Consider the following 14580-nt stretch of genomic DNA (forward strand, 5'->3'; position numbering starts at 1 on the left):
CGGACTATTCTATCGGATAGTAAGAACACCGGCCCCGTTATAACTTCGGTATTCGGCATTATACATCGCATCGGCCGAAACGGGACCTACCACGAAGCGGCCTTTGGATACGGCACGCGCCAGGTAATAAAAAGTCCGTGGGGTGCCCGTAGCGGTCGTGTAGAAGTTGATTCGATCGTCGCGCAGGTCGAAGTGGTCCGGTGCGCCAGCGGTTGCTTTCGGAATCCAGGTCATATCGCGGTCTGAGGTCCCGGTTAGCCGTGGGTTTTCGACTTCCAGTCCGGCTGGTAGTAAGTCCGTTATCACGACATTTTCGACGTTCAGGCCGTTTTTACTGCTCAGGGTTACTTTAACCACAACCAGATCATTCTGCCGAACGGTCGTCATGGGCTTACCTTCCCGGCTGAGGTACTGCCGACGAACCTGTAAGCCCTTATCTTCGGCGGTAATTTTGCCGCTGGCCGGAACCCCTTCACTCTGTGCAAAGTAATACACGTTGCCCGACCCTTTGGCGCTCAGGCTGAGGGGAACATTCGTTGGCACCCGTTTCAGGTTCAGGAACGCGTTGTTCATGCTGCCAAGTGACTTTCCGGCCGCCGACACGGTAGCTGTAGCAGTGCTGTTAGCCGTTTGCCGGGCTAGTTTGCCCAGCGACAGGAACGAGAACGCGGCTTCCTGTGTGTTGAGGTACGTTGACTGTTTCAGTGCATCCGCTAATTGCTGGGCCAGCGTCGGAATCTGGATGTTATCAGGGTCCGTAGCCACCAGGGCATCGAGCACAAGGGCCAGATTCCGTAGGGGCGATGCATAACTGCCACCCGTTTGTCGACCGGTTGTGTTATCGGTGAATCGTTTGGGCAGTAGAGCCGAATAACTGCGGGTGTCGCCCACGCGGAAGAACGTAGCAGCCAGCAGATAGCGGCTGTCAGCCGTTAGTAGACCCACATTTTGCTTGTAGTAATTCATGGCCGACCGGTTCGGTTTACCGGCTACCGACAGCGCATACAGACCGTAAATACTCGTTCGGCTGGCGATTTTCTTTACGGTTTTTCCGCCCGCTTCATCGTAGGTAACGGCATTTTCGGTGGCGGGGCTGTTGGTCATGGTCGTGAGGTAATCAATGGCCGAACTCAGTACCGAAGGCCGTACTTCATACCCCGCTTCCTGCGCTTCGGCCAGAAAATGAACGGCATAGGCACTGGCCCACGCATCGACCGTCGATTGCCCGTCGGCTCCGGCCATGCCCGGCCACATCATAAAGCCACCGGTTTGCGCTTGCTGCCCTTCAACCGTCTGTACGGCCTGCCGAACATTAGTGGCGGGGTTCAGGTCACTCTCGCCCGCCCGAACGAAATACGTATTCGTGGCTAACTGCTTCGACAAATCGGCGAAGTACAGCTGCGGAAACGCTTTGGAAATGGTCTGCTCCAGGCAACCGTGCGGATAGCCCAGTAAATACGACAACTCGCGGCCATACTGCGCTACCGGCGACCGGCTCAGGGTGATGCTGGCCTGCGCGGTTCCGGGCAGAAAACCGTTTGCCAGCTGCACGGTTTTGGTTTGTCCGGCTGCTACTGCGCCGGAGAGCGTCGTTTTTTGCAGGGAAGCCGCCGGACGAACGGTAATGTCGGTGGTTTCGGTAAACGTTTCGTTCAGGCCATTGACCGTTACCGTAATGGCTCCGATACCGATAGCCTGTTTGGCCGACACCCGGAAGATGGCCCGGCTTTCGCGACCGGGCTGAATGGTCAGTTTCTGCGTACTTAGGCTATCCGAGACGAGCGGCCCGGTCAGGCTTAGCCGGGCTGTAACGGTGGCTGCCTGTTTCGTGGTGTTGCTCAGCGTTACAGGCAGTTCGAGTTGGTCGCCGGGTGTCAGGAAGCGGGGAACGCCCGAACTGATCACAATCGGGTCGGCCACTTTCATATTGGCATTCGCCGACCCAAAGGCGTTGTCTTTGTAGGCCACCGCCATTACGCGCAAATCGCCGGAGAACTGTGGAACATCGACCGAGAACTCCGCTTCACCATCAGAGCCGGTTTCCAGAATACCGCTCCACAGAGCCACTAACCGCACCCGCCCATTGCTGAGGGGATTCACGCGCCGTTCCAGATCATAGCCGTCGCCCCCGGTACTCGACGTTGACTTTAGGGATAGTTCTGGATAGAGGAGCGCGTAAAGATCATGGCTGCCCACTTCGAGCGCCCGCTTCTGGTAGAAGAAGCCGTGTGGGTCGGGAGTTTTAAAGTTCTTCAGTTGTAAAATACCTTCGTCCACCACGGCAACGGTAACCTGCGCATTGCTGGCGGTTTTGATGCGGATCGTTTGTTTCGTTTTGGAGCGGGACTGCGTGGCGGCCATCAGCGTGACGGGCAGTTTGGTGTCAGCGTCCTGCACCGAAATGGGCGCGAAACCGTGAGCGACCGTGAGGGGAAGCTGGGTCGCATCAATGGCCCGAATCAATGTGGCCGTTACATACACGTTTGGCAAGTGTTCGGCCCCTACCGAGAAACTCCATTCGGCCGATTTGTTGCTGGTCGTGAGCCAGTGTTGTTCGAGAACGCGGTTGCGCTCTACCGTTACCAGCAGCTTGCCGTCAAAAGGGGCTTTGAAAAGGATCGTCGCCTTATCGCCAGTCTGATAAACCGGTTTGTCGAGCGTCATCAGCACCTGCCCCTCCTGACTTACGTCGAACGACGAGGCCGACGTATTGCCAAAGCCATACGCATAGAACGTAGTCGTAGTATACGTAGCCGCCGATGCACCGGGGCGACGCACCCGCACCTCATACTCACCCGAAACGGTGGGCACGTAGCGAAAAGCGGCTTTCCCGCCTTTAAACAGCAGGGTATTGGAGTAGACGGATTTCTCGCGCCGTTTGGTCGTGTACTTGATCTGGGCCTGATCGCCCCCGTTATTCTCTTTCTCAATAACGGTCTGATAGGCGAACCGGACCACCTCCACCAGCGCGGTAGCCGACGCACGAAACTGGCCGTTGACGTCGAGAGCAACCAGATCGGCGGCAAGGGGTGTGTTGGTCGCTACGTAACTGTCGGGTAGCCGCACGCCAAAGAACGTGTCCTGCGTCAGGATATTCAGCCGACGCAGCCGATTGACCGGGCGGCCGTTTTCGTCAAAAACAGTCACGAACAGCTTCCCTTCCAGCAAACCGATGTCCTGATATTGTGCCGGGATGATGAATCGCTCGGTAGCCTGCCCGCTGGCATTTGTTCGGCCCTGACGCAGGTCTTTGGGGAATACATCGGCTTTAGCCGCGTCGCCCGTTGGTGACTGACTGTTGGCGATATCGAAATCGTATTCGCCGAAGCCCTTGGGGGCAAACACCTTCCGCTTCGCCTGTAGTTCGACCTCGTAGGCCCGATCAGAAGCCGGTGGCCCAAACAGGTTCATGGCCGTTAGGGAGAGGGTGACGGTTTGCCCCGATTTGTACGTAGCCGCGAGGGTTGGGTCGGTCTGGCGGTCGGTGAACACGTCGACCTTAATTCGGTCGGGTACAAACTCCTCCACACTAATGGGCTGCGAGGTCAGCAACACGTTATTGGCGTTCAGCACTTCAACCGTGTAGGTGCCGGTCACGGCGGCCGGGTCGAGCGGAACATCGGTGGCCACAGCTCCCTGGGCATTGGTCGTTTTGCGGAATACCCTTAGTTCGCGTCCGTTGGGCGCCAGCACCCGGATGAGTACCGGAATCTCGCCCGGCGTGGATGCGCCCGGGGTGGATGCGCCCGGCGTGGCCTTTCCGTCGCCCTGCCAGCTTTGCGACCGGATGATGGTATTGAAATGAACGGTTTCGCCGGGGCGGTAAATGTCACGGTCGCCGTAAACGAAGGCATCGAAGCCGGTTTCGTTATCCCGTTTGCCATCGACCTCAAAGCGGGACGTTTCGACCTGCGTATCGGGTAAAAACAGAAAGTTGAAATCGTCCTGTTCCGAGCGACCTGCTGTTGGATTTGTGATGCGGGCCGTTAACAGCGCAATCTTGAAACCGGGGGCTTTTTCGCTCACCTTATCAAACTTGACAAAGCCGGTGCCGTCGGTTTTGAGGGTATAAACAGATTGGTTGTTGCTGCTGATGAGTGTTACCTCTACACTTTGCAGCGGATCGCCGGTGCGGATCGAGTTGGCCCAAACCAGCACCTCATCGTTGGTCTGACGGGCAATCAGGCCAATGTCCGATACCGATACCAACTGGCTGGCCTGCAAATAAGCTTCATCTTTCGAGCCGACCGAAACTAGGTAAACTCCACGGAAGTTATTGTTCTGATCGGGTAAGGCCAGATTCAGCGCCGACACCCCCCGTACCTTCGGCAGATCGGTTGTTTCGACGGTTTTGTTAACGAGCACATCGCTCAGATCACCGGCTTCATCGTCGCTGTAGCTAAACGACCCGGATGGCCCCCACTCACCGTTCGCGTTTTCTTTATAGTCTTCATAGCGGTTCGAGCGCAGGTAGTTCAGGAGGTTGTTTTCGTATACTTTGGCAATTTTGACCTGCACTTTGGGGACGTTGACAATGTTCAGGCCAACGTTTCGCGATCCTTTGGAGGAGAGATACAACGCCTTTTTGTTGGCAAACTGAATGCTGGCGGGCATTTTCCCAAAAAACAGATCACGCGTTACAGGCTCTTCCAGCTTTGTGTTCAGTACACCACGTATCTGGTCGGTGAGGGTAAGCACATAGGTATCGACTTCGGTGAAGTTGCCCCGGATAATAAAGCCGTTTTCGGTTAATTCGGCCGTTGTTTCGACCTGTGGCTGAATGGTATAATACAGGCTAAGATCGCCCGGCGTGGATGCGTCGGGCGTAATCAAGCCGGGCTGTAATTCCTGGGTTGTGATGATGCGAATAACGCCCTGCGGTCCGCCATTGCTGCTCGTCTCGAAACGGGTCTGCACATCGGCCACGTCGACTTTATAGCGCGATGGCAGCGTACTGGCTTCGGTAATGTCTTCTTTACTGACGAAGGCCGTTTTGGGTACTTTGAGCCCTTTGGCCAGTTTGATGGCCAGTGGCTGCTCGTTCTTCAGTGCAGGCGCATTGGTTAGCGTCAGGGCTACCGAGTTCTGGTCATCATCGGGCGCACTGACAACCGACAGAGGTTTCTCGTCCGTAGAAAGGGCTACTTTATTGACGACGTCTTCCGCCGACACGGCATAGTTGAAATTAAGGCGGGTTTTGGCTACCGGCTGTCCCGTTTCGCGGGCCTTTGACCACCAGGTTTCTACACCCGACAGCTGCAGGTAGGGCGTATGGAAAGCAATGTCCTCCCCCGAAATCTTCAAATCTTTTTGGGCTGAACGTGTCAGCAGATCGTCGGTCAACTCGGCGCGGTAATCGGTGGCGGGGTCGAAGGTGAGGGCGGGTGAGAAAACCAGTTCATTGGGTGCTGTCCACTTGAACTTGCCGCGAACGGCCGGAATAAAACGGACATACTGGGTTGAATCCCAGTCGCCAAACCCAGTTGACGGGCCAATATTTTTATTAAATGTAAACGTCAGGTTTTGGGTCTGCTGCACCTCATCGTCGAAGTTGCGCCCTACGACTGAGACTTCGTTGAACGACAAACGGGAGCATTGGAAAAGTAACGAAAGAAAGAGACTGGAAAGCAGCAGGTTACGGAGGAGCAGGAACGTTTTCATGAATGTAGTTGTGAGGTCTCTAAGATAGACGAAAAAGCCCACTCAGTAACTTTGAGTGGGCTTAATTAAAGGAAGGCACTTACTCAACGGTTACTCACGCTGCGGTGTAAACTGAACATTAACAATTTTCCAGCTACCACCCTGTTTGGCGCTCATCACCGAAAACGTAACGTTGTTGTCAAAGGGCTTCCCCTGAATATTTCCTTTGGCTTTCCAGGTACCGGTCATGACCGCGGCATTGGTGTTGTATTGGCGGGTAGCGGCATTCGATACGACGCCTGTTTCAACAATGACGGCTCCCCCGTCGATACCCTGTACCAGCAAGCTCCCGTCAACGGCCTGGCCATTAAAACTGATAATGGATAAGTCGCTTGAAATCAGGCCGCTCATCGTCTTGCCATCTTCATCAAGCATGGCTTTGAAAAACGCATTCCCCAGGGCCGTAGGGTCTTGCGGTGTTGTCGTCGATTGTTGCGCAAGGGCCGCAGTTGTCAAAAATAGCGTACTAACAATAAGTAGTGTATACTTCATGAGATTGGTTATTGACTTTTACGGCGGAAAAATGTAAATAATTTGTGGTATCGCAAAATCAACAAATTATTACTCCCTGTATATGACCACGTGTATATCACGGCTCCGGCCTTTATCATCGGCACAGGAAACCTTCAGCGCACCGGGCCGGGGCGTGAAGAATACGGCTTCGGTGGGCTTTGCCCGGCGATAAAGTTTATCGTTCAGATACCAGAAGACCGTCTGGACATCATTGGCTGCCTGACAACCCAATGCCATCTGCGTAGTTTGTTTGGGGTCGATATAATAGTCACTGCCATCATTTAGACTAGTGATCAGCGGGCCCGTCTGCCCCGCTTCCTGCCCGCCGAAGACACGCTCACAAGCCGGATTATGCGGAGGAGCCACCTCAACTGGAATGTGATGGCTTACGTAAAACGCCATGACCTCCGGCGACACGTTCGGATACGATTGCCGGATGGCCCCGGAGTCGGGCAGGCAGTGAGCGCAGTAGGACAGCGTTCGGGATGCGTTTGTGTAAACCGCTTTGCGATGATGGCAGTGCCGATACCGCGACACGCCCATGATGCAGTAGTCTGTTACGGGGTTGGTACAGAATTCGCCCGGCACATCGCCTGTTTCCGGGCAAATAAGCCTCATACTTAATCTTGAAGCGGCTTTGGGTACCTTAAACCAACCGGTTGGCGAGTTGTAATCCAGTACATTAAAGAGTTGGAACAGCAGCGGTGTCGCCGTATTGGCCCCACTCAGTTCGGCTACGCCCACCCCCGAAAAGTTACCCACCCACACGCCAATCGTGTAGCGCTGGTTATAGCCAATGCTCCACGCATCCCGCCGACCGTAAGACGTGCCCGTTTTCCAGGCAATGCGCGGCAGGTGGTAGCTGTTATCGAAGTTGTTCGGTAAATCGGGCCGGGTGATCTGGGTGAGGGTATGTGTAACGAGGTAAGCCGCTTCGGGAGAGAGGAGATTAACCCCCTTAATGACCCCACCGGATCGCCGGACTGATGGGGTAAAGTGGAGTGCTTTCACTTGTCCCGCATTCGCCAGTCCCGCATACAGCCGCGTCATTTCTTCGAGAGTGACACCACAACCGCCCAGAATCATCGAAAGTCCCAATTCTTTTGCCTGTTTCCGGATAGATAAAAAGCCGGCCTTCCGCAGTGTCGATACCAACGGTGGCGTACCAATTTCCTTCAACAGGGCCACTGCCGGAATATTGAGGGAGTTGGCCAGTGCGAATTCGGCGGTAACGGGGCCGTTGAAGCGCCGGTCGTAGTTGTCGGGTTCATACCCGCCGAAATTGATAGGCACGTCGGCCAGCCTGGTTTTTGGCGTGATAAGGCCCGCGTCGAAAGCCAGGCCATAGAGCAAGGGCTTTAAGGCACTGCCCGGCGACCGCACTGCCCGAACGCCGTCGACCTGCCCGCCATCGAAGGCATTGCCAAAATCAGCCGAACCGACGTAAGCCACTACTTCGTGCGTATGGTTATCCACAACCAGCACTGCCGAATTGTGGATATTGTAAGCCCGAATCCGATTGGCGTATTGCTGCACCAGTCGCTCGGTTGTTGACTGGATGGTGGGCGACAGCGACGAATGCACAATTGGAAGGTCGGGGTTCTCCATCCGCAGCCGACGGGACAGATGAGGAGCCCGTTGCGGAGCTTCACGACGGTAAGCCGCCAGGGGTTCGTTCAGGGCATCGTCAATAATGGCGTCGGCAAAGAGATGACTCCGTTTAAACCGATTGAGCCAGCGGTTACGTGCCTGAACGACCAGCGCGTTCCGCGAGCCGAGCCGTAAACTCGACGGCCGGTTTGGAATAATCGTTAGCGTTGTCAGTTCGGCTAAGCTGAGCAGGGTGGGCGATTTGCCAAAGTACAGCAGTGAAGCCGACTTTAGGCCTTCTATGTTACCCCCGTAGGGAATCAGATTCAGATAAAGCTGCAGGATCTCATCCTTGGAGTAATGAAGTTCCAGTTGTAAAGCCCGGAACAGTTCGATGAACTTGCTGCTGTACGTTCGCTCGCGGGGTTCGAGCAGGCGAACGGTTTGCATGGTGATGGTCGATGCCCCCGACGTTCGCCGACCAGTTAATAGATTTCGGCCCGCTGCCCGAATCATCGATACCGGGTTGAAACCCAGATGGTATCTGAAGTACTTATCTTCTTTAAAAAGAATGGCATTGCGGAGCGTAGGAGTAATTTCGCTGAGTTCGGCATACATCCGCCATTTATCGTCTCGACTCAGAAACGCGTGTAAAATAGAGCCATCCCGGGCCGTTATGATGGTCGAATAAGGGACATGGGTACGGATGGGGAAGGAAAAATCTAAGGCAAAAAAAATCAATAGGACCCCAATACTCGTTTTAATATAAGGCCGTTGCCAGCCTCGTTTGGTAACCGCACGTACCTTTTCCGATATTACCGTAAACATTACCATAATTTCTGTGACTTTTTCACGTCTTCTGGTCTCAGGTAGAAATCGCGTAGGTGTGTAAAAGCCAGTAAATTCCTCAAACAACGAGATTTTTTCAGGAAATGACCATTCAATTTTTCGGGGCGGCCCGAACCGTAACCGGAACCAAACACCTGATCACCACTGCCGGTGGCAAACAATTATTGCTCGATTGCGGGCTGTTTCAGGGTATTGATACCGACGAGCTTAACCAGCAGTTCGGATTTGATCCGGCTCAGGTCGATTACATGGTCCTTTCGCACGCGCACATTGATCACACAGGGCTGATTCCCCGGCTCGTGCGCCAGGGATTTGCCGGGCCAATTTACACCACTTCATCGACAATTGACCTGTGCGAAATCATGCTGATGGATAGCGCCCGGATTCAGGAACGTGACCTGGAACGCGTTAACCAGCGACGCAACCGCCGGGGACAGCCCGAGCTGGAAGTGCTCTACGACGAAAAAGATGTTCAACAGGCACTCGACCAAATGCAGGCCGTTTCCTACAACGAGCCATTCGTTATTTGTGACGAAATAACCGCCTTACTGACCGATGCAGGCCATTTGCTGGGTAGTGCTTCGGTCAGCCTCACCATTCAGGAGGAAGGCCAGACAAAACAACTATTCTTCAGTGGCGACATTGGACGCCCCGACGATAAAATTCTGCGTTCGCCCCAGCCGTTTCCGCAGGCAGACTACATCATCTGCGAATCGACCTACGGCGACCGCCTTCACGAAGCCGAACCCAACATGAAAGCGCACCTGCTGCAAATTGTGCAGCAAACCTGCGTTGAGGGGCGGGGCAAACTGCTTATTCCCGCTTTTGCGGTCGACCGTACGCAGGAAATCATTTACGCCCTCGATCAGCTTTCCAGTGAGGGCCACCTGCCCAAACTGCCCGTTTATATCGACAGCCCCATGTCGGTGAAAGCGACGGACGTCATGCGCGACCACGAAGAGGATTTCAACCCGGAAATTCTCGCGTACATCAAAAAAGATGGCGATGCATTTCAATTCCCGAATCTGCATTACATAACAGATGTGGAAGACTCGAAGGCGATCAACGACTCGAAGGAGCCCTGTATCATCATTGCACCATCGGGCATGGCCGAAGCGGGTCGGATCAAGCACCATATCAAGAATAACATTGCTAAGCCCAACACGACCATTCTGCTGGTGGGTTATGCGTCGCCAAATAGCCTGGGCGGTGCCTTGAAGCGGGGCGATAAGGAAGTCACGATCTTTGGGGAGCGCTATCCAGTAGTGGCGCGGGTAGCTATTATGGACTCGTTTTCGGCCCATGCCGATTATCGCGAGATGCTTCAGTTCTTAAGCTGTCAGGATATGACTCAGGTTAAGCGTCTATTTCTGGTGCATGGCGAATACGACAAGCAACTGATCTGGAAAGGCTATTTACAGGCGGCTGGCTTCAGGCGGGTTGACATTCCTGAGATGAAGGAGAAAGTGACGGTATAGATTAGTGATCTGATCAGTGACCAAGTGGTTCATGAACCCGTTTATCCGTCGTTTTATAAACAAAAATCCCCGGCTTGTTCAAGCCGGGGATTTTTGTTTATAAAACGATAGCACCGTCAGGTGAACCGAACTCGCGAGAAACGACGATTTAATACAGCACGATACATTTTACCGAACTGAGCATAGCACCAGCGTTTAAGTTGCTTAATCTCTTTTGGAATGAGCATTTTAATGGCTTTGGCCAGCTCTTTATCAAAAAGACCTTTATCAAAACTCACCTTCTGAAGGATCGTCTTGATATACTCAAGCATGGAAAGCATAGCGTAACATTTTTTTCGGTTAAAGAAGCTAAAGGATATTGAGAGAGGATGGACAGTTCGTTCTTACCTTTGATACTTAAATTCGTAACGGCTCATCTTTGACTTTGTTGCCCAAAAATACTAATGTTCTTTGTAATATTCCGAAGACTTCTTGTATTATTTTTCTTTTACGCATCCCTGTGCGTTGGGCAACCTATTGATAATGTTGCCACTATCGAATTAGGGCAAACAACATTTCCGATTGAACGGTCTTTCACGATTTCGCTGATTATTCCGAACAGCGAAACCCGCGCTACCGTTACCTTTCCAGACATTCCCGGATTTACCAAAAAAGGTATATTAACCAGCGTCTCACCTGTTGAGTCGGGCGAAAAAACGGTTACAAATCAAGTCATTACACAGAATTATCAGGCACAGGCACCCGGTCGTTTCCGGTTGATGCCCTTTACCATGATGATCAATGGTGAGGCCATACGGTCAGAAGGCGCCGTGCTGGTGGTTCAACCCTCCAATGTGCTGTCGGGGCTGGGTAGTTTGACCCTGAACCGGGTAGATATTGCGCCGGATGGAGCGGCTTTTCTGTCGCTGCGGGCATCGAGATCGTCGATATATGCCGGAGAGGGCGTTGGCCTGACATTGTCATTTTTTGTTGCCGATAACTACCCCTACGAACTCAGCTTTCAGGCACTGGAGAAACAGTTACAGGCTATTGTTAAGAAGATACGTCCGGCTAATTCGTGGGAAGAAAATACCCCCATCAATGATTTGACGCCTGTACCGGTTGTCATCAACAAGAAAAAATTCAGAGAGTATCGAATCTTTCAGTCGGTCTTTTTTCCGTTGTCAAACCAGTCGGTGCAAGTGCCCGCCGTATCGCTTCAACTGGGGCGACGGCCCGTTGCCGGTCCATCCATGACCAAGACCGAAACCACGCTGTTTACCAGCAAACCGCTCTCCATCGTTGTCCGTTCGCTGCCCGTGCATCCGCTACGAGGGCGTGTGCCGGTCGGAACATTCCGATTGGAGGAGGGGCTGGAACGGCAAAATGTCCTGATCGGAAAGAGCGTGCGCTATACGATCACGATCTCAGGAAAGGGAAATGTTGCCACCTTACCGGCACCAACGCTTCTCAATGAGCGAACGGAACTGGCTGTGTTTCCGCCCGAAGAACGCCATACCGTCACGCATACCGGCGATGACATAACGGGCCGTAAGAGTTTTGCTTATTATATTGTACCCCATCAGAATGGGTCAATTTCGTTGGCAAATCATTTTCAATGGGTTTACTTCGACCCGCAAACGGCCCGGTATGACACGCTTCGGCCACAGATCAACCTTCGGGTGGGAGGAAACGAACGAAACGGTGCCGTCCTTACAGACACACTTAGCGGAACATCGTTAACGAAAACGGAAGCTGTGCCGACATCGTCGGTTGGCAATTCTATCTATACGGGTATTGAATCCATGGATAGTGAACGCCAGCCGGTTAGCGTTTCGGTGCTGATTCGTTCGGTGGCGAATGTGCTGATTGCCGTTATGTTGCTGGGGATGGTTTTTGTCTTAATCAGGAAATAGAATCACATGAATAACAGGCAGAGGGAAGACTCAAAGTCTTTGGTCGGCCAAGCGGGAATAAGCCCAACAGGAAAGCATGAGCAGTACATACGGAACATTATTTAAGATTTCTACTTTCGGCGAATCGCACGGGCCAGCCATTGGCGTCGTAATTGATGGTTGCCCGGCCGGGTTGGCGTTCGATACCGATTTTATTCAGCACGAACTGGACCGGCGGAAACCCGGCCAGTCGCGCATTACCACCCAACGGCGCGAAGCCGATGAGTTTGAGGTGCTGTCGGGTGTTTTTGACGGATACACGCAGGGTACGCCCATTGCGCTGGTTATCCGCAACACTGACCAGCGCAGCAAAGACTATGGTCATATTGCCGAACAGTTTCGGCCTTCGCATGCCGATTATACCTATCAGACCAAGTACGGTTCACGGGATTATCGGGGAGGGGGACGGTCGTCGGCCCGCGAAACGGCGGCTCGGGTAGCGGCTGGCGCTGTTGCCAAACTGCTGCTTGCCCAGCAGGGTGTTCAGATAACGGCCTATGTGTCGCAGGTGGGTACGCTGAAACTTGAAAAGGCTTATTCGGAACTGAATCTGGCACTGGCCGAAGAAAATGCCGTTCGGTGCCCCGATCCTGAAACCGCCGAGCAGATGTTTACCTATATCGACGGCATCCGCAAGCAGGGTGATTCGGTGGGCGGCATTGTCGACTGCGTGGCTACGGGAGTGCCCGCCGGTTGGGGTGAGCCCGTGTTCGATAAACTCCACGCCGAACTGGGTAAAGCCATGCTCAGTATCAATGCCGTAAAAGGCTTTGAGTATGGCAGCGGCTTTGCCGGCGTTGAGCAACTTGGCTCACAGCATAACGATGAATTTTATACCGATGAGTCGGGGCGTGTCCGCACCAAAACCAACCAGTCGGGCGGTATTCAGGGCGGCATCAGCAACGGGGAGGATATTTACTTCCGGACGGCTTTCAAGCCCGTTGCTACCATTATGCAGGACCAGGACAGCGTCGACGTAAATGGTCAGCCGGTAACGGTTTCGGGCAAAGGCCGACACGATCCCTGCGTGGTGCCCCGTGCCGTACCCATCGTAGAGGCTATGGCCGCTCTGGTACTGGCCGATCTGTATTTGCGAAACAAAGCGGCCAAGGTGTAAGACAACGGGAAAATCGCCACAGAGCACCGGTTTTTATGATGATTATGGTCAGGGTATGATTTGTATTCATGCAGTGGAATCGTACTTTATCCTGATCATCATAAAAATTGGTGGCTTAGTCAGGGTCTATTTCTTCTTGAAAACGGCCTGCATGATCGCGAAACCCAGGAAGCCAAAGCCGATGGCCTGTGCTGAAATGCCGATGGTCAGGAAGGTTCCCGTTGCCGTCCAATGATGACTCTTCCCGTAAGCGCCCAACAAGGTTAGGGCCAGTCCCGAGAGCCAGAATCCGGCGGCCAGCAGTATGTATTTGTTTTTAATGGTAACCATGGATAGGCCGATTTGAAAAGACTGTCCGACAAAAATACGTTGAATACCCGTTTGTCCTTTCGTTTTCTGGTTGGAGTCGGTCTGTTGGTTCTGCTCTGTATAAGTCGGGTTATAGCCCAGCCGGGTGCGGCCCAGCCAGAGTTGTTTCGTTTTTCGTTCAGCCGGGGCTTAATGGGCACTCAGTTCAATGTTATTTTCTACGCCCCGGATAGCCTGGCCGCTCAGCGCGCCAACGCAGCCGTAAATACGCGCATGGATTCGCTCAACTACGTCATGAGCGATTATATGGATGGATCCGAAATCAATAGGCTGTCGCAAACGTCGGGTTCGGGTGCATGGGTTCCTGTATCTGCCGACCTGTTCAATGTACTGAAAAAAGCGCAGGCTATTGCCCGCCTTTCCAATGGCCGGTACGACCCGACCGTTGGGCCGCTGTCCCTGTTGTGGCGCCGGGCCGTTCGGCGGAAGGAGTTTCCGACAAACAAAGAGCGTCGTCGGGCCCGGCGGCTGGTTGGTTATAAATTGATGGACCTGGATAGCACGACCCGCTCTGTACGTTTAGGCCGGGCCGGGATGCGTCTGGATGTAGGTGGCATTGGCCAGGGTTTTGCCATAGACGAAGCGGAACAGGTACTACGGCATGCCGGCATTCGGTCAGCCCTCATTGATATTGGCGGGGATATTTTGGCCAGCGATCCGCCACCGGGCCGTTCGGGCTGGCGCGTTGGCATTGGTTCGGGCAAGACCGGTGATGCAGACACCACCACCATTTCACTGAAGAATGCAGCCATCACCACATCGGGCGACACCTACCGTTTTCTGGAACACCACGGCCGTCGCTACTCACACATTATGGACCCCCGTTCGGGTTTGGGGCTGCGGCATTTTGTGCGGGCTACGGTTTGGGCACCGGATGGCTATCGGGCTGATGCGTTGACCAAAGTATTCAGCGTAGCGGGTCTTCGGAAAAGCCGCCGATTCATTAAACGCTTCCCCGGCGTGAAACTGCTGATGCTGGAAAATAAGAATGGAAAGGTGCGCAAATGGCAGTCAAGCCTATTTTGAGTAA

At 53.6% G+C, this 14580-nt stretch carries 9 protein-coding genes; 4 read left to right on the top strand and 5 right to left on the bottom strand.

What is annotated here, in order from left to right; genetic code table 11:
• Nucleotides 1-9: 9 nt before the first annotated feature.
• From ACYVK4_RS24075 to pbpC, 3 genes are all read right to left on the bottom strand, one after another.
• Nucleotides 10-5661 (bottom strand): alpha-2-macroglobulin family protein, encoded by a 5652-nt coding sequence (locus tag ACYVK4_RS24075; RefSeq protein ID WP_461130118.1) that lies wholly within the window; start codon nucleotides 5659-5661, stop codon nucleotides 10-12.
• A gap of 90 nt (nucleotides 5662-5751) precedes the next feature.
• Complete coding sequence (locus tag ACYVK4_RS24080) at nucleotides 5752-6192, bottom strand: nuclear transport factor 2 family protein (protein WP_461130119.1); 441 nt, start codon at nucleotides 6190-6192, stop codon at nucleotides 5752-5754.
• Between the two features lie 69 nt (nucleotides 6193-6261).
• Complete coding sequence (gene pbpC, locus ACYVK4_RS24085) at nucleotides 6262-8631, bottom strand: penicillin-binding protein 1C (RefSeq protein ID WP_461130120.1); 2370 nt, start codon at nucleotides 8629-8631, stop codon at nucleotides 6262-6264.
• Nucleotides 8632-8735: 104 nt separating this feature from the next.
• Between pbpC and ACYVK4_RS24090 the strand changes: the two genes are divergently transcribed.
• Nucleotides 8736-10130: an MBL fold metallo-hydrolase gene (locus ACYVK4_RS24090; protein WP_461130121.1), complete on the top strand. Its 1395-nt coding sequence runs from the start codon at nucleotides 8736-8738 to the stop codon at nucleotides 10128-10130.
• A gap of 116 nt (nucleotides 10131-10246) precedes the next feature.
• Here ACYVK4_RS24090 and ACYVK4_RS24095 read toward each other — a convergent pair whose 3' ends face one another.
• Nucleotides 10247-10450, bottom strand: coding sequence for a hypothetical protein (locus ACYVK4_RS24095; protein WP_461130122.1), 204 nt, complete (start codon nucleotides 10448-10450; stop codon nucleotides 10247-10249).
• 123 nt (nucleotides 10451-10573) lie between these two features.
• Here ACYVK4_RS24095 and ACYVK4_RS24100 point away from each other — a divergent pair, with 123 nt between their 5' ends.
• Complete coding sequence (locus ACYVK4_RS24100) at nucleotides 10574-12025, top strand: BatD family protein (RefSeq protein ID WP_461130123.1); 1452 nt, start codon at nucleotides 10574-10576, stop codon at nucleotides 12023-12025.
• 76 nt (nucleotides 12026-12101) lie between these two features.
• On the top strand, nucleotides 12102-13181 hold the full coding sequence (aroC, locus tag ACYVK4_RS24105) for a chorismate synthase (RefSeq protein WP_461130124.1): 1080 nt from the start codon (nucleotides 12102-12104) through the stop codon (nucleotides 13179-13181).
• 126 nt (nucleotides 13182-13307) lie between these two features.
• Here aroC and ACYVK4_RS24110 read toward each other — a convergent pair whose 3' ends face one another.
• Nucleotides 13308-13511, bottom strand: a complete 204-nt coding sequence (locus ACYVK4_RS24110; RefSeq protein ID WP_461130125.1) for a hypothetical protein — start codon at nucleotides 13509-13511, stop codon at nucleotides 13308-13310.
• Nucleotides 13512-13523: 12 nt separating this feature from the next.
• On the opposite strand from ACYVK4_RS24110, the gene ACYVK4_RS24115 reads away from it, so the two are divergent.
• Nucleotides 13524-14576, top strand: a complete 1053-nt coding sequence (locus tag ACYVK4_RS24115; protein WP_461130126.1) for an FAD:protein FMN transferase — start codon at nucleotides 13524-13526, stop codon at nucleotides 14574-14576.
• Nucleotides 14577-14580: the final 4 nt, after the last annotated feature.

It is taken from the genome of Spirosoma aerophilum (assembly GCF_054782495.1).

What these genes read in the sequence shown, in the direction of transcription:
- ACYVK4_RS24075 (WP_461130118.1), bottom strand. Translation starts at nt 5,661, where the DNA reads ATGAAAACGTTCCTGCTCCTCCGTAACCTGCTGCTTTCCAGTCTCTTT.
- ACYVK4_RS24080 (WP_461130119.1), bottom strand. Translation starts at nt 6,192, where the DNA reads ATGAAGTATACACTACTTATTGTTAGTACGCTATTTTTGACAACTGCG.
- pbpC (WP_461130120.1), bottom strand. Translation starts at nt 8,631, where the DNA reads ATGTTTACGGTAATATCGGAAAAGGTACGTGCGGTTACCAAACGAGGC.
- ACYVK4_RS24090 (WP_461130121.1), top strand. Translation starts at nt 8,736, where the DNA reads ATGACCATTCAATTTTTCGGGGCGGCCCGAACCGTAACCGGAACCAAA.
- ACYVK4_RS24095 (WP_461130122.1), bottom strand. Translation starts at nt 10,450, where the DNA reads ATGCTTTCCATGCTTGAGTATATCAAGACGATCCTTCAGAAGGTGAGT.
- ACYVK4_RS24100 (WP_461130123.1), top strand. Translation starts at nt 10,574, where the DNA reads ATGTTCTTTGTAATATTCCGAAGACTTCTTGTATTATTTTTCTTTTAC.
- aroC (WP_461130124.1), top strand. Translation starts at nt 12,102, where the DNA reads ATGAGCAGTACATACGGAACATTATTTAAGATTTCTACTTTCGGCGAA.
- ACYVK4_RS24110 (WP_461130125.1), bottom strand. Translation starts at nt 13,511, where the DNA reads ATGGTTACCATTAAAAACAAATACATACTGCTGGCCGCCGGATTCTGG.